The organism is Nocardia sp. CNS-044 (genome assembly GCF_059570515.1).
In genome coordinates, this window is the sequence record NZ_JCANSX010000005.1 from 19,569 (window position 1) to 37,777 (window position 18,209).

Annotated in this window: 18 protein-coding genes; 8 read left to right on the plus strand and 10 right to left on the minus strand. The window is 69.1% G+C overall.

Annotation, left to right across the window (positions count from 1 at the left end):
- Positions 1 to 819 precede the first annotated feature (819 nt).
- Together T333_RS01175 and T333_RS01180 are read left to right on the plus strand one after the other, a co-directional pair.
- Positions 820 to 2,250, plus strand: coding sequence for an Rv0361 family membrane protein (locus T333_RS01175; RefSeq protein ID WP_496423456.1), 1,431 nt, complete (start codon positions 820 to 822; stop codon positions 2,248 to 2,250).
- A gap of 98 nt (positions 2,251 to 2,348) precedes the next feature.
- Positions 2,349 to 3,386 (plus strand): fused (3R)-hydroxyacyl-ACP dehydratase subunits HadA/HadB, encoded by a 1,038-nt coding sequence (locus T333_RS01180; RefSeq protein ID WP_496423457.1) that lies wholly within the window; start codon positions 2,349 to 2,351, stop codon positions 3,384 to 3,386.
- 4 nt (positions 3,387 to 3,390) lie between these two features.
- Here T333_RS01180 and T333_RS01185 read toward each other — a convergent pair whose 3' ends face one another.
- On the minus strand, positions 3,391 to 4,866 hold the full coding sequence (locus T333_RS01185; RefSeq protein WP_496423458.1) for a glycoside hydrolase family 183 protein: 1,476 nt from the start codon (positions 4,864 to 4,866) through the stop codon (positions 3,391 to 3,393).
- Positions 4,867 to 5,153: 287 nt separating this feature from the next.
- On the opposite strand from T333_RS01185, the gene T333_RS01190 reads away from it, so the two are divergent.
- Positions 5,154 to 5,426, plus strand: coding sequence for an excalibur calcium-binding domain-containing protein (locus T333_RS01190; protein WP_354998615.1), 273 nt, complete (start codon positions 5,154 to 5,156; stop codon positions 5,424 to 5,426).
- A gap of 101 nt (positions 5,427 to 5,527) precedes the next feature.
- On the opposite strand, the gene T333_RS01195 is transcribed toward T333_RS01190, so the two are convergent.
- Together T333_RS01195 and fbaA are read right to left on the minus strand one after the other, a co-directional pair.
- Positions 5,528 to 6,646, minus strand: a complete 1,119-nt coding sequence (locus T333_RS01195) for a BTAD domain-containing putative transcriptional regulator (RefSeq protein ID WP_354998614.1) — start codon at positions 6,644 to 6,646, stop codon at positions 5,528 to 5,530.
- 28 nt (positions 6,647 to 6,674) lie between these two features.
- On the minus strand, positions 6,675 to 7,709 hold the full coding sequence (gene fbaA / locus T333_RS01200) for a class II fructose-bisphosphate aldolase (RefSeq protein WP_354998613.1): 1,035 nt from the start codon (positions 7,707 to 7,709) through the stop codon (positions 6,675 to 6,677).
- Between the two features lie 638 nt (positions 7,710 to 8,347).
- Between fbaA and T333_RS01205 the strand changes: the two genes are divergently transcribed.
- Both T333_RS01205 and T333_RS01210 read left to right on the plus strand, forming a co-directional pair.
- On the plus strand, positions 8,348 to 9,004 hold the full coding sequence (locus T333_RS01205; protein WP_496424109.1) for a DedA family protein: 657 nt from the start codon (positions 8,348 to 8,350) through the stop codon (positions 9,002 to 9,004).
- 29 nt (positions 9,005 to 9,033) lie between these two features.
- Complete coding sequence (locus T333_RS01210) at positions 9,034 to 9,711, plus strand: DedA family protein (protein ID WP_354999022.1); 678 nt, start codon at positions 9,034 to 9,036, stop codon at positions 9,709 to 9,711.
- A 38-nt stretch (positions 9,712 to 9,749) separates the two neighbouring features.
- Here T333_RS01210 and T333_RS01215 read toward each other — a convergent pair whose 3' ends face one another.
- The 3 genes from T333_RS01215 to T333_RS01225 form a co-directional block, all read right to left on the minus strand.
- Entirely contained in the window at positions 9,750 to 10,838 is a 1,089-nt protein-coding gene (locus T333_RS01215; protein ID WP_357253099.1) for a glycoside hydrolase family 76 protein, read from the minus strand.
- Between the two features lie 154 nt (positions 10,839 to 10,992).
- On the minus strand, positions 10,993 to 11,691 hold the full coding sequence (locus T333_RS01220) for a TrmH family RNA methyltransferase (protein ID WP_354998611.1): 699 nt from the start codon (positions 11,689 to 11,691) through the stop codon (positions 10,993 to 10,995).
- Between the two features lie 140 nt (positions 11,692 to 11,831).
- Positions 11,832 to 12,164 carry a DUF4190 domain-containing protein gene (locus tag T333_RS01225; RefSeq protein WP_354998610.1) on the minus strand — a complete coding sequence of 111 codons (333 nt, stop codon included), beginning with the start codon at positions 12,162 to 12,164 and terminating at the stop codon, positions 11,832 to 11,834.
- 118 nt (positions 12,165 to 12,282) lie between these two features.
- Between T333_RS01225 and T333_RS01230 the strand changes: the two genes are divergently transcribed.
- Both T333_RS01230 and T333_RS01235 read left to right on the plus strand, forming a co-directional pair.
- Positions 12,283 to 13,653, plus strand: coding sequence for a sensor histidine kinase (locus tag T333_RS01230; protein ID WP_496423459.1), 1,371 nt, complete (start codon positions 12,283 to 12,285; stop codon positions 13,651 to 13,653).
- Entirely contained in the window at positions 13,650 to 14,303 is a 654-nt protein-coding gene (locus T333_RS01235) for a LuxR C-terminal-related transcriptional regulator (RefSeq protein WP_496423460.1), read from the plus strand. The genes T333_RS01230 and T333_RS01235 overlap by 4 nt, the downstream gene beginning before the upstream one ends.
- A gap of 9 nt (positions 14,304 to 14,312) precedes the next feature.
- Here the strand turns inward: T333_RS01235 and T333_RS01240 are convergent, their stop codons facing one another.
- Complete coding sequence (locus T333_RS01240; RefSeq protein ID WP_496423461.1) at positions 14,313 to 14,759, minus strand: nuclear transport factor 2 family protein; 447 nt, start codon at positions 14,757 to 14,759, stop codon at positions 14,313 to 14,315.
- A gap of 289 nt (positions 14,760 to 15,048) precedes the next feature.
- On the opposite strand from T333_RS01240, the gene T333_RS01245 reads away from it, so the two are divergent.
- Complete coding sequence (locus tag T333_RS01245) at positions 15,049 to 15,495, plus strand: hypothetical protein (RefSeq protein ID WP_354998607.1); 447 nt, start codon at positions 15,049 to 15,051, stop codon at positions 15,493 to 15,495.
- A 278-nt stretch (positions 15,496 to 15,773) separates the two neighbouring features.
- Here the strand turns inward: T333_RS01245 and T333_RS01250 are convergent, their stop codons facing one another.
- The 3 genes from T333_RS01250 to pyrE are packed head-to-tail and all read right to left on the minus strand — an operon-like array spanning position 15,774 to position 18,207.
- A complete protein-coding gene (locus T333_RS01250; RefSeq protein ID WP_496423462.1) occupies positions 15,774 to 16,508 on the minus strand; it encodes a lysoplasmalogenase family protein in 735 nt (244 codons plus the stop codon).
- Position 16,509: 1 nt separating this feature from the next.
- Positions 16,510 to 17,568 carry a beta-ketoacyl-ACP synthase 3 gene (locus tag T333_RS01255; protein WP_354998604.1) on the minus strand — a complete coding sequence of 353 codons (1,059 nt, stop codon included), beginning with the start codon at positions 17,566 to 17,568 and terminating at the stop codon, positions 16,510 to 16,512.
- 51 nt (positions 17,569 to 17,619) lie between these two features.
- Entirely contained in the window at positions 17,620 to 18,207 is a 588-nt protein-coding gene (pyrE, locus tag T333_RS01260) for an orotate phosphoribosyltransferase (protein ID WP_354998603.1), read from the minus strand.
- Positions 18,208 to 18,209: the final 2 nt, after the last annotated feature.

An 18,209-nucleotide genomic window follows, 5' to 3' on the forward strand; every position in this document is an offset into this window, starting at 1 on the left:
ACCGAGATTCCGCGCCGTGACTCGACCTCGTCCGAGCCGGGTCGATCGACCGGCGCGGGCGCGCCGACGGCTGCCGCGCAAGGCGGTGGCGCTCGGCAGGAAGCGGTTGCCGGTCGAGGCGCGGCTGCCGAGCAAGGTGGGGCGCAGCAGAGAGCTGCTGCTGGACAGGGTGCGTCGACACGAAGTGCTCCCGCTCAGCAGACGGCAGCGGCCGGACAGAGCGCGGCGGCGCAAGGCGTTTCCAGTCAGCAGCCGGCAGCCGGTCAGGGTGCGTCCGCACAAGGCGCCTCCGATCAGCAGACCGCAGCGGCCGGACAGAGCGCGCCCACGCAAGGCGCTTCCGCTCAGCAGACGACGGCAGCCGGACAGGGCGCGGCGACACAAGGCGCTTCCGCTCAACAGACGAGGACTGCCGGACAAGGAACGCCCACGCAAGGCACTTCCACCGAGCGAGGAGCGTCGACCAATCAGGGAGCGCCCACGCAAGGCACTTCCGCTCAGCAGACGACGGCAGCCGGACAGGGCGCGGCGACACAAGGCGCTTCCGCTCAACAGACGAGGACTGCCGGACAAGGAACGCCCACGCAAGGCACTTCCACCGAGCGAGGAGCGTCGACCAGTCAGGGAGCGTCCGCACAAGGCGCTTCCGCTCAGCAGACGACGGCGGCCGGGCAGAGTGCGCCTGCTCAGGGTGCTCCCGCGCAACCGGCCGCGGCCGATGCCAAGACCACGGAGATTCCGCGGGATCGGGCGGCGCAGGCCGCTGCGGACCAGCAGCAGGGCGGGCAGCCGTCGAGTGCCGACTACGAGACCATGGTCATGCGGCGGGTCGATCTCGTTGGGCAGGACGACGAGGACGAGCCGGAGTCGGGTGGGGCGGATGCCCAGACCGTGGTGATGCGGCGGGAGCCGCAGAGCGAGCAGGGCGAGCTGGCCGATGTCGCCGGGGCCGATGCCGCGACCATGGCGATGCCGATCGTTCCGCACGCGGGCGACGACGACGCGAAGACGATGGCACTGCCGATTCAGCGGCCCGCGGGCACCGATCGGGTGCAGGGGCAGCGGCCGCCGCTGTCGAAGCCGCCGACCACTCCTCGTCCCGCGCCGGGACCGAAACAGGCTGGTCAGCAGAGTCCTTCGGGTCCGCCGCCGACCGGGCCCGCCGCAGTCGACGAGGTCGAGGACACTCGGCCGTCGCCGCCGCGACCGACCGCTCAGCCGCGTCAGGCCGCATCCGCGCCGTCGCCCGCCGATATGAATGCGACCCGCCCCGCGCAGTCGCTGACCGACGGTCCGGGCCAGCGCCCGCCGCAGCAGGGCCAGCAGCAAGCTCAGCCACAGCAAGGCCAGCCGAAGCAGGGCCAGCAGCAAGCCCAAGCCCACCCGCAGGCAACCAAGGCTCCCGGCCAGCCACAAGCACAGCCGCACCCCTCGGCCCATCCGCACACCCAGCCTCGAGACAAGGGCGGCCCGGCACAACCGCAGACCAACGCCCCGGCCCACCCGCAGGGTCAACCACAGCCGCTGGGCAAGGCCCCGGCCCACCCGCAGGCGCCCGGCCAGCCACAAGCACAGGCTCCGGGTCACCCGCAGGCCCAACCCCTGGCGAAGGGCTCAGCCTTCCCGCAGGCACAACCCCAGCCGCAGGGCCCTGCCCAGCCCAAGGCCCCGGCCCAGCCGCAGGGACAGCCTCCGGCCAAGGGCGCAGCGCAACCGCAGACCAACGCCCCGGCCCAGCCGCGCCCGATGGCCCAGCCCCAGCGCGTCCCCCCGGCCCCGCCGACCTCGGCTCCGTCCACCGACGCCACCCCCGCACCCCGCTCCAAGCGCTTGCTGCTCGCGGCGGGCGCGGCAGTCGCGGTGCTGGTACTCGTCGTCGTCGGCATCTTCGCGCTCACGGGCAGCGAAACCGAGGAGGACAAGGTCCGCGACGCCATCGGCGACTACACGAGCGCGCTGCGCGACGGCGATCTCGCGTCGCTGCGCGGCAGCACCTGCGGCCCGCTGCACGACTTCTACAAGAACATTCCCGACGACCAGTTCGCCGGCGTGCACCAACTCTCCCAGGAGCGCAAGAACATCCCGGTGGTCGACAGCGTCGACGCGATCAGGATCACCGACAACACGGCCATCGCTCAGGCGACCGTCTACACCGAGGCGGACCCGAGCAAGCGTTCGGCGCGCACCTTCGATTTGGAGCGAACCGACACGGGTTGGAAGGTCTGTGATCCGCCCGCGGGCACCCCGTAACGTCAAGCCGGGTAAGCGGGTGCCAGTGCTCACACTTACCTGGTCAACGGACCGGCGCGGCCAGTAGCATGGCCCGGATCATGGGCAGGGAGCAGACGATGGTGGAGCCGCGGGCCGAGGAATCGGCGGCACTGGCGGGACGACGATTCCAGGTTCGCGACCACTACGAGGTCGGCCGGGAGAAGGTGCGTGAGTTCGCGCGCGCGGTGCAGAACTATCACGACGCGCACCACGCGGAACCGGACGCGCGCAAGATCGGCTACGACAGCATCGTCGCCCCGCCCACCTTCGCCTCCGTGGTCGGCACCGCGGGCACCAGGGCCCTGCTCGACGAGGTGCTCACCGACTACGACCTGACCCAGATCTTGCAGACCGACCAGACCTTCGAGATCCACCGGCCGATTCTGGCCGGTGACACCATTCGCACCGAGATCCTGATCGAGTCGGTCCGGCAGTTCGGCGACAACGACTTCATCACCGTGAAGTTCGAACTGGTGAACCAGGACGACGAGACCACTCAGATCGGCTCGACCACGATCGTGGCCCGCCGCGGCGCCGAGGTGGACCCGAACCTGGTCGAGGCGGTCGACAAGATCTTCATGCACTCGCGTCCGCCGCACCGGACGGGCGAGCCTTCCGACAGCAGCGTGCTCATCCCGATCGAGGCCGACCCGAACGAGCACCCACCCGTCGCCCAGCCGCGGACCGTGCACACCGTCCAGGACTTCGATCAGCTGTCCGTCGGCGACCAGCTGCCCGCCGGGACCGCCACGCTGACCCGCGGCGACCTGGCCAACTACGCGGGCGTCGCGGGCGATCCCAACCCGATCCACTTCAGCGAGCGCGCCGCCGAGCTGGTCGGTCTGCCGACCGTCGTAGCGCACGGCATGCTGACCATGGGCTTGGCCGCCGAGTACCTGACCTCCTGGCTCGGCGATCCCACGGCCTTCGAGAAGTTCAGCGTCCGCTTCTCCGGTTACGTTCCCGTGCGACCCGACGCGGTGAGCACGATCGAGTTCAGCGGCAAGATCAAGTCGCTCGATCCCGAGCGGCGCGCGGGCACCATCGTGCTCACCGGCACCTCGGACGGCCGCAAGCTGTTCGGCCGTTCGGTCGCCGAGGTCCGCTTCTCCTGAGCTCTCACTCCTCGATGGCGGCGTGCATCAGGTAGACGTTGTAGTCGCTCCAGGTCGTGATGTTGAAGTAGAGGTCCGAACCGGTCGACCACGGGTGCAGGAATCCGCCGTACAGCTCGGGATAGTCGAGCACGGTGACCGTCGGCGTTCCCGCGGACCACACGCCCTGCGGTGAATCCGCTTCGCGGAGAACGATGGCCGCGCGCGAGGTGTCGAGGTAACTCATCTGCCAGACGTCGCGAGACGCGTCGTAGCGGACGGAGAGTTCACCGGCGGGCGCGTCGACGATCGGTGTCGCACCGCCCGATCCGCCGACCGGCGTCCACTGCCCGTCCCGCCAGTACTGGTAGGCGGTGGTGTTGAGGATCTGGTCCTTCGCGACCCTGGCCAAGCCGACGGCGCCGAGCCGGGTGTTGGGCGTACCGAACACGTACACGTGGTCGCCGTGCGGAACCATGGCGCTCACTTGGAAATTCGCGAGCCCGAAGATGTTGTCCCAGCGGGCGTGCGGGTCCTTGGTCCAGGTCTGGCCGTGATCGTCGGAGTAGGCGATGCCGCCGTAGTTGGTGTAGAAGGTGCCGGGCAGGCTGTGCCAGGTGCGAATCGACATGTAGCTCAGGTATTGCCGGTCGCCGAGCGCGAAACCGGAAGTCGGGATGGTGGTGATCTCGATGTTGTCGAGCTTGCGGCTGGACAGCACCTCGGCGGCGTGGCAGCGGCCGTCGGTGACCATTCGGTCGTAGACCATGCCGTCGGAGAGCTCGCGATCGGTGCTGAAGGCGAGCACATTGCTGCGCCAATCGCCGCCCATGCCGCCGGGCGGATGGAAACCGCGCCCGACCGTGTCGCCGAACGCGACAGCGATCTCGCCCGGCGCGCTCTCCCACATGATGCCGAGATCGGTGCCGTCGACCTGCCAGCGCTTGTCGGTGCGGTTCACCGAGTTGGCGCCCGTCTGCTTGGCCACCTCGCGCACCTCGGCGATGCGCGGCGCCGGACGCGCGGGCGACTGTGCCGCGTTTTCGACAGGCGGGTCGACCCGCGGCGGTGGCGGCGGGACCGGACCCGGATCCGGGCCGGGACCAGGGACCCCGAAGTGGAAGGGCTGGGGGTTCAACAGAATTTCGGGAATGCCGAGCTGCCCGGCCAAGCTGGGCGGAGGCGGCGGACCGTCGGTGAGATCGGGGCACGGGTTGACACAGGGGTCTTCGGGCAGCGCCATGTCGGTGCGCACCGGCGCGGGATCGGACTGGCGCGGCGGCACAACGGTGATCACCGGATAGGGGATCGGCACCTCGAGCGTCTCGGGAACGAGCGGCTCGTGCACCGGCCGAGGGTCGCTCACACACGGCCCACTGCCCGGCACACCTGCCGCGATACCCGGCTCGGGCGTCGCCAGCGCGAGCGACCGATCGCCGTACATCAACGCGCCCGCGCCGAACACCACGGCGCCGACCGCGGCCACCAGCCGCCTGGCCATACACACCCCTCGACGTTTCACGCTCCACAAGATCGGATCGACCCTACCGGCCGACCCCCACAGACCGAGCGGTGTTTTCCGAAACCTCCCGCATGGACAGGAGTGTCGGCCGCCCGTGGACAGGGGCCCGTCCGGGCTGATCTCTGACGGACCGCGCCTGCGCACCGCGCGTCGGCACCGTTCCGCCACGGTGGCGCGCGGCGGTTGACGGACTCCATCCGGCGGCGCACGTTGGGTAGGTGAGGAATTCAGTGATACGCCGATGCGCCGCCGCGACTTTCGGCGCCGTGACCCTACTGGGGATGGCCGCGCCCGCCATCGCCGAATCGACGCCGTTCTCGGTGGTCTCCGGTCCGAGGGACGCCGATCCAGGGCCGACGTACCGCCCGGGACCGAAGGGCGACAACGTCCCGCCCCCGGAGGACGACGACGAGCGCCCGCGCCGGTACTACGCCAACTGCGATCAGGTGCGCGCCGAGGGCGCGTGGCCGCTGTACCGCGGCGAGCCCGGGTACGCGTCGTACCTGGACTTCGACGGCGACGGCATCGCCTGCAACTGACGCGTTCAGCTTCGGCCGCGCGCAGTTTTCGACGCGACGCACGCAGGTTCCGACGGAACACGTCCGCGACGGAACACGTCCACAAGCGCCCGTCGAGGCGCCTACTGCAACGCCTGGAACGTCAGGATGGTCGCGCCGATGCGGATGACGTCGCCGTCGGCGAGCAACGCGCCGCTCTCGATCGCCTCCTCGTTGATGTACACGCCGTTGGCCGAATGCAGGTCCTTGATCAGCAGCCCGGCCCGGCTCGGCATGATGTGCGCGTGGTAGCGGCTGGCCTTCGGATCGTCGAGCACCAGATCGTTGTCGGTCATCCGGCCGATCCGCATGCCGCCCAACGCGATCGGCTGCACCCGCCCGTCCGGCATGCGCAACTGACCGCTGCGCACCGAGCGCGGCAGTTCGGTGACCGTCTCGGTCATCGCGGCGGCCATGCGTTCGGTGCGCTTGAACTCCATGGTGTTCAACGGTTCCTGGCGCAGCACCCGCTGCTCCAGCTCGACGAGCGCGGGGCCGGGATCGATGCCGAGTTCGTCGGCAAGCACGGTGCGCACCCTGCGGCACGCGTCCAGCGCATCGGCCTGACGTCCGGAGAGATAGAGCGCGGTGATCAGCTGACCCCACAGAGGTTCCCGCAGCGGATGCTCGTTGGTGATCGAGACCAGCTCGCTGATCACCGAAGACGCACGCCCGCAGACGATCTCGGCGTCGATGCGGGCGGACACGGCGAGCAGCCGTTCCTCGTCCATCGCGGTGGCGAAGCCGTCGGCGAACTGCAGACCCGCCAGGTCGGACAGTGCCCGGCCGCTCCACTCGCGCAGCGCGTTACCGAACAACTGCGCGGCCGCCGCGTGATCGCCGACGCCCGCGGCCTTGGCGGCCGCATCCCTGGTCGCCTCGAAACGGCCTATGTCGCAGGCTTCTTCGGAGATCTCCAGGCGGTAACCCGAGGACTCGGTGCGCAACACCTGCGCCGGGTCGACACCCGAATTCCGCAGCGCCTTGCGGATATTCGAGACGAACACCTGCAGACTCGCCGCGTAGGAATCCGGCGGATCCTCGTTCCACACCATGTCGGCCAGTGCGGCCGAGGCGACCGCGCGCCGCCGATTGACGGTCAACGCGGCAAGCAACGCTCGCGGCTTGGGCCCGCCGACCGCCACCGGCTCACCACCGACGAGCAGCCGGACGGGCCCGAGCACACGCACATCAAGACTCATGAGCTCGGGCCCCCGAAGAGAAAAGGGGTCAGGCGCTGATCGACCGCCCCGCAGACTTCAGATCATTGCACGCCTCGAGCACGCGCGCCGCCATCGAGGTCTCGGCCTTCTTCAGGTAGCTGCGCGGATCGTAGGTCTTCTTGTTGCCGACCTCGCCGTCGATCTTCAGCACGCCGTCGTAGTTCGAGAACATGTGCGCGGCGACCGGGCGGGTGAACGCGTACTGGGTGTCGGTGTCGACGTTCATCTTCACCACGCCGAAACGCAGCGAGTCCTCGATCTCCGACTTCAGCGAGCCCGAGCCGCCGTGGAAGACGAAGTCGAACGGCTGCGCGTCCGAGCCGAGGCCGAGCTTGGCGGCCGCGACGCGCTGGCCCTCGGCGAGCACCTCGGGCTTGAGCACCACGTTGCCCGGCTTGTACACGCCGTGCACGTTGCCGAACGTGGCCGCGAGCAGGTACTTGCCGTTCTCACCAGCGCCGAGGGCGTCGATGGTCTTCTCGAAGTCCTCCGGCGAGGTGTAGAGCTTCTCGTTGATCTCGGCCTCGACGCCGTCCTCTTCACCGCCGACGACGCCGATCTCGACCTCGAGGATGATGTTGGCCGCGGCGGTCGCCTTGAGCAGCTCCTTGGCGATCTCCAGGTTCTCGTCGATCGGGATCGCGGAGCCGTCCCACATGTGCGACTGGAACAGCGGGAGGCCGCCGCCGTTGACCCGCTCCTGGGAGATGGCGATCAGCGGACGGACGAAGCTGTCCAGCTTGTCCTTGGGGCAGTGGTCGGTGTGCAGCGCGATCGTCACGTCGTACTTCGCGGCGACCACGTGCGCGAACTCGGCCAGCGCGACCGCGCCGGTGACCATGTCCTTGACACCGAGACCCGAGCCGAACTCCGAACCACCGGTGGAGAACTGGATGATGCCATCGCTGCCCGCGTCCGCGAAGCCCTTGATGGCCGCGTTGATGGTCTCCGACGACGTGCAGTTGATGGCCGGGAAGGCAAAGGAGTTCGCTTTGGCCCGACCGAGCATCTCGGCGTAGACCTCCGGAGTCGCGATAGGCACTGTGAAGACCTCCGTGTAGTGCGGCAAAGGACAATTCTGTCAGGCCATACCCTAAGGCAGGGGCGTTTCTCCGCCATCCGCTGGTCGGCAGGCAATGCGTAGCGGCGGTATCCGCGCACTCCCGGCCACTTCGGGGCGAGCCTTACGAGCCCGTTCGCGGCCGTCTCGCCTCCTACTACCCAGCGCGCAACGCTCACGCACTCCCAGCCACCCCCAGGCGAGCCCGACGAGCCCGTTCGCGGCCGTCTCGCCTCCTACTACCCAGCGCGCAACGCTCACGCACTCCCAGCCACCCCCAGGCGAGCCCGACGAGCCCGTTCGCGGCCGTCTCGCATCCGAGCGGCCGAAGCGCATGCGACGCAGTCGCGAGTCTCGGCCGCTCGGATGCGAGACATAAGAGGCCGCGAACACGCGCGCGCCAGCGCGCCAAAAACACAGCATCGGCGGTAATTTCTCGCTCGACGGTGGTTTCTCAGCCTTACCCGGTACTGTGGGCCGGGTAATTGCGCTGGCAGCTTCCGACGCGGTGGCAAGCAATGTATGGCCAGCCGCACCCCGGGACAGGAGGCCGCGTGATTCTGCAGGCAGCGACCGAATCGGTGTCGACAAACCTCGCACTGACCCAGTTGCTGGACCCGATGTACCTGCTCCAGGAGACGTGGCTGAAGAACGCGGTGCTGCCCGCGATCCTCGTGATCGTCTTCATCGAGACCGGTCTGCTGTTCCCGCTTCTTCCCGGCGACTCGCTGCTGTTCACCGGCGGTCTGCTGGCGGCGCAGGACAATCCGCCGGTGTCCATCTGGGTGCTGGTCCCCGCCGTCACGTTCATCGCGTTCGCCGGTGACCAGTGTGGTTACTGGATCGGCCGCGCCATCGGCCCGGCGATCTTCCGCAAGGAAGACACCCGATTCTTCAAGAAGTCCTACGTGACGGAGACGCACGAGTTCTTCGAGAAGCACGGCCCGAAGACCATCATCCTGGCCAGGTTCGTGCCGATCGTGCGCACCTTCATGCCGGTGCTGGCGGGCGTGTCCAAGATGGACTACCGCAAGTACGTCGCGTTCGACATCGTCGGCGCCATCCTGTGGGGCGGCGGCGTGACGATCCTCGGCTACTTCCTCGGCGGCGTCGGCTTCATCCGCGACCACGTCGAGGCGATCTTCCTGCTCATCGTGTTCGTCTCGATCCTGCCCGGGATCATGGCGGTGGCGAAGAAGCTGTTGAACCGCGGCGCTGAGCAGCCCGAGGTCCTCGAGCCCGAGCTGACCGCGTCGACGAACGAGACCACCCGCTGAGGCCAGTGTCCAGCGCGTCGCCCCTCGCGATGGGCAGTTTCGATCCGCTGATCTCGGCGGGCCCCGCGCTCGTCTGGACGGTGGTGCTCACTTTCGTCTTCCTGGAATGCGCCCTGATCGTCGGGCTCTTCCTGCCCGGTGACTCGATGCTGATCACGGCGGGCATCGTGATGGCCTCGCATGCCACCGGCGAAGCGCAGGTGTGGGCGCTCTCGGTGGGCGCCATGATCGCCGCGATCACCGGCAATCAGGTCGGGTACGTCATCGGGCAACGCACCGGCCATCGCCTGGTGGCGCGCAAGGACGGCCGATACATCAACACCCGCAATCTGCAGCGGGTCTCCGAGTTGCTCCAGCGGCACGGGTTCCTCGCGGTGCTGGTGGCCAGGTGGATCCCGTGGGTGCGGACGCTGTGCCCGATGGTCGCGGGCGCCGCGCAGATGGATCACCGCAAGTACACGATCGCCAGCACCATCGGCGCCATCATCTGGGCGCCGGTACTGCTGCTCATCGGCTTCTACGCGGGCAACTTCCTGGAGCGCGTGCCGTGGCTGATGCCCGGCGTGATCTGCACGCTGGTGCTCGGCCTCATCGTCGGCACCATCCTCGGCATCCGGCACTACCGGATGGAGATGGCGAAGCCCGCGGAGGAGTTCGACGTGGATGTGGACGCGCCGACCGTGGTGCTGCCGCGGGTCGAGTACTGATCGAGTGCCGGGCGCGGGGTCGCGACCGCGAGCAGTACTCAGAGTCCGGCCGCGCTCACCTGGTAGGCCGCCTCCATCAGCATCCATCCGGACAGCTGCACCGACAGGTCCCGCTCGGGCACCTTCGACGAAGTCACCGAGCCGCCCGAGGTGAAATAACCCGCCCCGCCCGTGCCGCCGGGCAGCTGAGCCGGCCTGCTCCAATCGGCCCCGAACAGCGGCTCGCCCTCGACCTCTAGACGGTTCGCCCAGGCCGCCGTGGCCGACGCCCGGACGAGCGCGGCCGCGGTCCGCCGATCCGCGACCTGCTGGCGGTCCTCCCCGGGCAGCATCACCGCGACGTACGCGAGGTAGCGGGCGAGGATGCCGTTGAACAGTCCGCCGTCGCCGCCACCGCCGCCCTTGATGACGCCACCCGCGGTCATGTGGTCCTCCACCGCGGCCAGCAGCCGGTGCACCCGGTCCAGGTGGCGTTCCTCGCCTGTGTGCATCGCCAGCTCGGTCTCGACAGCGAGCACGACGCCCTGGCAGTAGGTGAACGTCGGGCGTTCGATCACGCCGGACGGGAGATGGATGCCGTCGAGAATCAGGCCGGTGCCGGGATCACGCAGGGTCGCGTCCAGCCAGTCCGCCATGTCCTGCGCGCGCGTGTGCCGACCGAGGCGGCTGAGCGCGATGGCCGCGGGACCGTTGGCGGGCGCGTTGTAGTAGTCCGAACGGACGCGCCACGGGATACCGCCGCCTACCTCCGGACTCCACGCTTCGTACAGCTTCTTCTCCAGCGCGACCAGCGCGCCGCGCGCCTCGGTGATGCCCTGGGTCCGCTCCGCCCGCTCCAACGCGATGGCGAGCCAGGCCATGTCGTCGTAGTAGTTGTTGGTCCAACCGGTGATGTTGCGGATGCGATGCGAGCGCACGAGTTCGCCGATTCGCCTGCGCCGCACCGGTATCGGCGACCGGTTCGCCGCGTCCACCGCGCAGTCGATCAAATGCGCCTGCCACCAATAGTGCCAGGACACGAACGCGCGCTCACGCTTGGTGGCCGGCCAGCCGACGACGCCGAGTTCCGTTCCGGGACAAGCCCATAGGGCCCGCAGGTGCCGAGAGACGATCGCGGACTCCGCCATATCCGCCCGTTCCGACCAGAGCGCGGGCGTCGGTGCAGCATCCTGCCCAGTCCGTGGGCTCCGCGAGGTCATACCTCAATGGTGCCAGTTGGAAGCCGATTCTCGCCGCCGAATTGTTACCCGGCCGACGCCGAATCGTGCACGGTAGAACCGTTCACCACGCGGTCGCGAGATCGGCGTGCTCGCGAATCCAGGCGTGCATGGCGATGCCCGCGGCCACACCCGCGTTGATGCTGCGAGTGGAACCGAACTGGGCGATCGAGACCGTCATCGCCGCCGCGTCTTTCGCGTGCGCGGTGACGCCGGGTCCTTCCTGGCCGAACAGCAGCAGGCAGTCGCGCGGCAGCCGCGCGGTCTCCAGCGGCACCGAGCCGGGGACGTTGTCCACCGCGACCACGGTGAGGCCCGCGCGCTCGGCGAAGGCGAGCAGCTCGGCGATGTCGGTGTGGTGCTCGATGTGCTGGTAGCGGTCGGTGACCATCGCGCCGCGGCGATTCCACCGCCGCCTGCCGACGATGTGCACCGCGGCCGCGGCGAACGCGTTGGCGGTGCGCACCACCGTGCCGATGTTCGCGTCGTGTCCGAAGTTCTCGATCGCGACGTGGAAGGGGTGCCTGCGTGCGTCGATGTCGGCGACGATCGCGTCGCGCGACCAGTAGCGATAGGCGTCGACCACATTGCGGCGGTCGCCGTGCGCGAGGAGCTCGGGGTCGAGTCGCGGGTCGTCGGGCGGCGGGGCGTCGTGCTCGGCCAGCCACGGACCGACCCCATGCGGGTGCTCGCCCCACTCGGTGGGTCCTGGCAGGTGCTCCCCCGGGGATGGGCGCGCGGTGTCCGACGACGAGTGACTCACGCGGACGATGCTATGCGCAGCCGATCCAAGATCACTTTCACCCGGTCACGGCCACCTTCCGGCCGAACCGGTAGCCGACCGAAGGTCACCTTCGATAGGTCACACCCGGTCGCGGTCACCTTCGGTCGGTGGGTCCGTGGTCAATAGGACGACGACGAGTTCGCGGCGAAGATCGAGATGATGATGACGGCGATGATGCCCACCACGTAGACGAGCATGATGATGGTGCCGACGATGCCGCAGACGTAGCCCGCCTTGACGTTGCCGCGCCCGCCGATCGCGCCGCCCGACGCGTCGATCTCGTCGAGCGCCCGCTTGCCCATCACCCAGGCGAACGGCGCGCACAGCTGGCACAGCACCAAGCCGAGAATCCCGAGGACCAGGATGGTGGTGGATTGCGGGTGATCCGGCGGCGGACCGTACGGGTTACCGTAGGGCTGCTGCGGATAACCGTACGGCGGTGGATAACTCATGCGGGTGATGCTAGTTCCAAACCCCGCCGGGCGAGCTCCGATGGTGTAGCTGGCCACACCCTCGATTCGGCGGGCAGCTCCATCGAGAACGCCACGGTCGGCGAGAAACATGGAGTTCATGACCGAGACGCAAGCCGAACCCACCCTCGTGCTCGACAAGCCGACCGCGCCGCCGCCAACCGGTCGCTCGGTGTTGTCGGCTGTCCTGCGCGCGCCGATCCAGGCCAGGACCTGGAAGGAGTTCGCCTACCTGATCACCGCGTTCGTGCTCGGGTGTCTCGCCGTCTGCTACCTGTTCTTCGGCTTCGGCGGCGGGCTGTACGTCTCGATCTTCCTGATCGGCATCCCGTTGCTCGCGCTCGTGCTGCTCGGCGGCCGCGTCTGGGGACGGATCTACCGCGCGCTGTGCCGCGCCCTGCTCGGCACCCCGGTCGAGGCGCCGCCCGCGTTCACACCGCAGCGCGGGCTGTTCGGGTTCCTGAAGAGCGCGTTCACCGACCGGGCCAGTTGGCGGGCGGCGCTGTTCCTGCTCGCGCAGTTCGTGCTCGGCGTAGGGGTCGGCTATGTGACGCTGGTCACCGTGGCGATAGTGGTGTTCACCGCGATCTCGCCGATTCCGTGGGCGCTGTTCGAACCGGTGAACATCGACGAGAACGGGGTCGAGCGCCATTCGCTGATGCAGTTCGGTTCGTTCTACGTCGACACCTGGCCGCGCGTCCTCCTGGTCTCCGCGCTGGGCATCGTCTGCTGCTTCGCGCTGCCCTGGTTGGTGCGCGGCGTCTGCCACCTGCACCGGCTGCTCACCGTCTGGCTGCTCGCGGCCACCGTGCGGGATCGTCAGCTGGTCGAGCTGCGGGCCAGCAGGCGCGCGGCCGTCGAGGACGCGGCCGCCACCTTGCGCCGCGTCGAACGCGACCTGCACGACGGCACCCAGGCTCGGCTCGTCACCATCGCCATGGCTCTCGGCCGGGCCGAGGAACGCATCGCGGCGGGCGGCGACGCCACCGACCTGATCGCCGACGCGCACGCCAGCTCCAAGGAAGCGCTCACCGAACTGCGGGAGCTGGTCCGCGGCATCCATCCGCCCGCGCTCGAACTCGGCCTCGCGCCCGCGCTGGAGACGCTCACCGCACGCAGCGCGGTGCCGGTGGAGCTGCGGGTGCACCTGCCGCAGCGGCCGAGCCCGGCCATCGAGGCCATCGCCTACTTCTCCGTCGCCGAGCTGCTCACCAACGTGGTGAAGCACGCGCACGCCGACCGGGCCTGGGTCTCGGTGCTGCCGGACAGCATCCGCACCATCGCGGTCACCGTGCGGGACAACGGAATCGGCGGCGTGCTGCCACCCGCCGAAGGCGCGCGGGCGGCGGGCAGCGGGCTCGCGGGTCTCGCGGCCCGGGCGCGCGCGGTGGACGGCACCCTCTCCGTGCACAGCCCGACCGGCGGGCCGACCGTGGTGACCATCCTGCTGCCCAAGGGAGATCCGCAGTGAGCACGCCGTTGCGCATCGTCATCGCCGAGGACAGCGCCATCCTGCGCGACGGACTGGCCGGGCTGCTCGTCGAGCGCGGCCACGAGGTGGTCGCGATGGTCGGCGAGGCGAGCACACTGAGTGATGTTGTCGGCGAACACAATCCAGATGTCGCGGTGGTGGACGTGCGGATGCCGCCCACCTTCACCGACGAGGGACTGCTCGCCGCCATCGAACTGCGCAGGAAGTATCCGATGACGGGGGTGCTCGTGTTCTCGCAGTGGATCGAAACTCGTTATGCCACCGAGCTTCTCGCAGGCGGCGCGAGTGGCGTCGGCTATCTGCTCAAGGACCGGGTCGCCGACGTGCGCGATTTCGTCGACGCGCTGTATCGGGTCGCCACCGGCGGCACGGCGCTCGATCCCGAAGTGGTGAGTCAGCTGATGGGCGCGTCCCGCCAACAGGATTCGCTGGCCCGGCTCACTCCGCGCGAGCGTGAAGTGCTCGAGCTGATGGCACAGGGCTTGTCCAACAACGCGATCGCCGACGCGCTCACCGTCACCGAGCGGGCGGTGGAGAAGCACATCGGCAACATCTTCGCGAAACTCGATCTGCCGCCGTCGGATACGCATCATCGGCGGGTGCTTGCGGTGCTGCGGTTGAAGGGTTGAGGTCGCGGCTTATCTCGCGATCGTGCAGGCCTCGGCGATTTCTTTGGTGTCCCAGTAGAACGGGCGGATCTCCGCGATCCGGCCGTCTTCCACTCGGAGCGTCTGCAAGATCGGGAACCGCAGCTCGCGTCCGGTCGCGCGGGCCCGTGCCCGCACCTCGGTGTGCACGACGGCCGTTTCTCCCGTCGCCAGGAACTGCTGCTCGACCAGCTCGAACGTTTCCCACACCGCCGCCATCGTCGCGAAGAATCGCTCCAGTCCCGCGTGGCCCCGCCAGATGCCGCCGTACGGCATGCCCTCGGCCTGATAGAGCACCACGTCGTCGGCGAAGAACGGGGCCAGGGTGGTGAACGAGGCGCGGCCGGGGCCACCCGCGGCGAAGTAGGCCGCCTCCGCGGCATACATTCCGGTGAGGACGTCTGTGGTCGTTGTCGCTGTGGTCGTTGCGCTGGGCATAGGGACAGCGTGGCGCGCGGGGTGGGTGGGCGCTGGCGGAGATCGGACGGGGCGTTGGGCTCACGGCTCACGGCTCACGGCTCACGGCTCACGATCCAATCCGTTATGCGCAACGTACCGAATCGTTGGGCGGTGGCCGCCTATGCTTGAAATGCGAGGTCAGTCGGGGTGTAGGTCGACCGACCCAGCCGGACGAAGTCACCGCGCGCCGCCGGAGCGAAGGCGGAGGCACGCGCCGAACGGAGTCCGTCCACAGCCGCGCAGGGCCGGATCGGAGGTGGCGGTACGCATGGACCACGCACGGATTCTGCGGACGATACTCGGCGTCACCGCCGCGTACCTGGTGGTGCTGTGCTTCTGGCTGGGTTGGCTCGTGCACCGCACGCCGCCCGGTACGGTCCCGTTCCAGGTCGTCGCCCTGGTCGGCCTCTTCGGCTCGTGCGTCGGCATCGGCATGCTGCTCGCCGCCCGCCCCTCCCGCGCCGACCGCCGCCTCTGGCGCCACGGTCTCGAAGGGTGGGCCACCATCGAAGGCGTGCACCCCCTCGAACGCACCGATCACTACAGCGAGCTCACCGAACTCGATCTCGAACTGACCGTCCCGGGTTCCGAGACTTACCACGGCTCCGTCGTTTTCGACGTCATGCCCGCCGACAAACCGAAAATCGCCCTCGGCGAGACGATTTCGATTCGCGTCGATCCGACGAACCGGGACCGCATCATCCTGGTGCTGTAGCGCGTGCCAACGCCCACGATCAGCCCTCTCCCCCAGTGGATTCCATGATCAGCGCTGGAGCCCCCAGAACTTTTCGGCAGCTCCGCGTCCACCCGATCGAGATCGTTGCCGGACAGCTCCGGCGGACGACGAACCACCCGTTCCGCGCCCCTTCCACGAGATGGCCGATCCGGCGCCGCACGGGTCGACGACCTCGGCTACCACCGGAGTCGCTTCCGCAGCTAATCGACGCAGGGCGAAGCGATTCGGTTCCCTCGAATTTCGGAACGCGGCGCGGTCTACGAGTGGTTCGAGGGGGTGTGGGCGTGGGGGTCGGCGAGGAGGTATTGGGCCGCGGCGTAGGTCGCGAGGATGACGCCCTCGGTGGTGCGGCGGGAGCGGGGGGTGCGGGCGAAGAGGCGGCGTAGGACGATGAGGCCGTCGGAGAGGGTGAAGAGGAGGGCGCCGAGGCCGAGGCGGCTGCGTGGGTCGGCGTCCGGGATGTTCAGGCCCGCAATGTTTTTCGCGCCGGGGGCGAGGCCGGGGTCCGAGGCGAGGACGGCGGCGGTGCCGAGGGTGACGCCGTAGGCGGTGAGCGGGGTCGCGACGGTGGGCGCCTTGGTGCGCAGCAGACCGGCGGCGCCGAGCCAGGCGGCCACCCGGGGCAGGGCGACCGCGGCGGCGGGACGGGCCCCGCGCCGCCACCACAACGTCGAGTAACCGGCCTGCATGACCGCGAAGGAGGACGCGCCCGCGATGAGGCGGCGGTCGTCGTCGGGATCGATGAGGAGGATGTCGCCGACGGTCGCGGCGCCGAGCGAGCCGAGCAGGATGGTGCGCTCGGTGGGCTCGATGTCGACGCCGCTGGTCGCCACGTCGGCGGCGAGCAACGGCATCATCAGCGGCTTGGCGACCCACTGGAGCCGGTCGCGTCCGGTGAGCGCGCCGTAGACGGTCACGGCCGCCGCGACGAGGAACCCGGCGCGGAACGGGCGCGCCGAGCCCGGGAACGATCCGGCTCCGTTGGCACTCACGTCAGAAGCTCGCCTCGGTCGGGGCGGGCGGCAATGTCACGACCTGGCCCGCGTAGCTGAGACCCGCGCCGAAGCCGAGCAGCAGCGCGAGCTGGCCGCCCTTGGCCTTGCCGGTGACCAGCATTTCCTCCATGGCCAGCGGGATGGAGGCGGCGGAGGTGTTGCCGGTGTTCTCGATGTCGTTGGCCATCGGGATCTCGTCGGCGAGGCCGAGGTTCTTCTTCATCAGGTCGTTGATGCGGGCGTTCGCCTGGTGCGGGATGAACACCTCGATGTCCTCCTTGGCCACGCCGGAGGCCTCCAGCGCGTCGGACAGCGCGCGCGGCAGGGTGACGGCGGCCCAGCGGAACACCCGCGGACCTTCCATGCGCAGCGACATCCGGCCGACGGGCTCGACCGCGGGGTCGGTGCCCTGCAAGGCCTGGGCCTTGTTCATGAACTCCAGGAAGTCGACGTCCTGGGCGATCGCCTCGGCGTTCTCGCCGTCGCTGCCCCACACCGTCGGGGAGATGCCGTTCTCCTCGCTCGGGCCGACCACGACCGCGCCCGCGCCGTCACCGAAGATCATGGCGGTGCCGCGGTCGGTCGGGTCCAGTCCGACGGTCATCGTCTCCGCGCCGATCACCAGCACGTAGTCGGCCGACCCCGCGCGGATCAGGTCGGCGGCGACGCCGAGGCCGTAGCCGAAGCCGCCGCAACCGGAGGTCAGGTCGAAGGCCGGGATGCCGTTGATGCCGAGGTCGGAGGCGACGGTGGGTGCGCCGTGCGGGGTGAGCTTCAGCCAGCTGGACGTGCACAGGATGAGCGCGCCGATCTTGGACCGGTCGATGCCGGTGTTGACCAGCGCGCGTTCGCCCGCGGCCGCCGCGATCGACCGCAGCGTCTCGTCACCGCTGATCCAGCGCCGGTTGCGAATGCCCGTGCGCTCGTAGATCCACTGGTCGGTCGAATCGAGAACCTCGCACACCTCGTCATTGCTGACGATGCGCTGCGGTCGGTAAGCACCGATTCCGAGCATCGCAACATTTTCGCGACTCTTGTTTACTGCAATGCTCACCACAGGTAACTCACACGTCCTCTAGCTGTCGGACAAACCAAACCGTCGTCCAGGCTAACCCAGGGCAAGATCCTTCAGCCCGAGGATGGAGCGATACTCCAGCCCCTCGGCGGCAATCACCTGGTCGGCGCCCGTCTCCCGGTCCACGACAGTAGCGACGCCGACCACGGTCGCGCCCGCCTCGCGCAACGCGCGCACCGCGGTGAGCGGGGAGTTTCCCGTGGTCGTGGTGTCCTCGACGACCAGCACGCGCTTGCCGACGATGTCGGGTCCCTCGATCTGGCGCTGCATGCCGTGGCTCTTGGCGGCCTTGCGCACGACGAACGCGTCGATGGGGCGGCCGGGCGCGTGCAGCACCGCGAGCGCGACCGGGTCGGCTCCCATGGTGAGGCCGCCGACGGAATCGAAATCCCAGTCCGCGACGAGTTCGCGTAGCAGTTTGCCGATCAGCGGTCCGGCGCGATGGTGCAGCGTCGCCCGCCGCAGGTCGACGTAGTAGTCGGCCTCCTTGCCGGAGGACAGCGTCACCTTGCCGTGCACGACGGCGAGCTCGCGGACCAGCGCGGCCAGCTTCTCCCGGTCGGTCGCGGCTTCGCGGTCGGCGCCGAGCACGGAATCAGTGGTTGTCGCCTCGTCGATCATGT

Excerpts from the sequence above, each read along its gene's own strand:
- T333_RS01175 (WP_496423456.1), top strand. The coding sequence starts at position 820 with ATGCGGCGGGTCGATCTCGTTGGGCAGGACGACGAGGACGAGCCGGAG.
- T333_RS01180 (WP_496423457.1), top strand. The coding sequence starts at position 2,349 with ATGGTGGAGCCGCGGGCCGAGGAATCGGCGGCACTGGCGGGACGACGA.
- T333_RS01185 (WP_496423458.1), bottom strand. The coding sequence starts at position 4,866 with ATGGCCAGGCGGCTGGTGGCCGCGGTCGGCGCCGTGGTGTTCGGCGCG.
- T333_RS01195 (WP_354998614.1), bottom strand. The coding sequence starts at position 6,646 with ATGAGTCTTGATGTGCGTGTGCTCGGGCCCGTCCGGCTGCTCGTCGGT.
- T333_RS01205 (WP_496424109.1), top strand. The coding sequence starts at position 8,348 with ATGTACCTGCTCCAGGAGACGTGGCTGAAGAACGCGGTGCTGCCCGCG.
- T333_RS01210 (WP_354999022.1), top strand. The coding sequence starts at position 9,034 with ATGGGCAGTTTCGATCCGCTGATCTCGGCGGGCCCCGCGCTCGTCTGG.
- T333_RS01215 (WP_357253099.1), bottom strand. The coding sequence starts at position 10,838 with ATGGCGGAGTCCGCGATCGTCTCTCGGCACCTGCGGGCCCTATGGGCT.
- T333_RS01225 (WP_354998610.1), bottom strand. The coding sequence starts at position 12,164 with ATGAGTTATCCACCGCCGTACGGTTATCCGCAGCAGCCCTACGGTAAC.
- T333_RS01230 (WP_496423459.1), top strand. The coding sequence starts at position 12,283 with ATGACCGAGACGCAAGCCGAACCCACCCTCGTGCTCGACAAGCCGACC.
- T333_RS01240 (WP_496423461.1), bottom strand. The coding sequence starts at position 14,759 with ATGCCCAGCGCAACGACCACAGCGACAACGACCACAGACGTCCTCACC.
- T333_RS01245 (WP_354998607.1), top strand. The coding sequence starts at position 15,049 with ATGGACCACGCACGGATTCTGCGGACGATACTCGGCGTCACCGCCGCG.
- pyrE (WP_354998603.1), bottom strand. The coding sequence starts at position 18,207 with ATGATCGACGAGGCGACAACCACTGATTCCGTGCTCGGCGCCGACCGC.